This is a genomic window from Flavihumibacter cheonanensis (assembly GCF_022352215.1).
GTDB lineage: Bacteria > Bacteroidota > Bacteroidia > Chitinophagales > Chitinophagaceae > Flavihumibacter > Flavihumibacter cheonanensis.
This window is the reverse complement of sequence record NZ_JAKRWF010000186.1, coordinates 1-281: the sequence shown is the minus strand read 5'-3', so window position 1 is coordinate 281 and position 281 is coordinate 1. Positions and strand designations below refer to the sequence as shown.

Genomic DNA, 281 nt, shown 5'->3' with positions numbered 1-281 from the left:
GGGCGTTCACGGACCTGCTCGGGTGCCGTCGGTGCGGCCGGCTGTTGCGTCTCGTCATATCCAAGGCGAGCGGTGAAGAAAAACGTCGTGCCGACCCCCGGCTCGCTCTCGAATGTCAGGTCGCCGGACATCATCCGGGCCAAGCGGCGGCTGATGGCCAGGCCAAGCCCGGTCCCGCCGTACTTGCGGGAGGTTGAGCTGTCGGCCTGGGTGAACGCCTGGAAAAGGCGGTCCTGCTGCTCCTTGGCTATGCCGATACCGGTATCGCGCACGGTCACCAG

The 281-nt window shown here is 66.5% G+C and carries 1 protein-coding gene; it reads right to left on the bottom strand.

All coding sequences use genetic code 11. The features are described 5' to 3' along the window. The coding region (locus MD536_RS21625) for an ATP-binding protein (protein ID WP_239603855.1) at window positions 1-281 on the bottom strand (281 nt) is incomplete at both ends.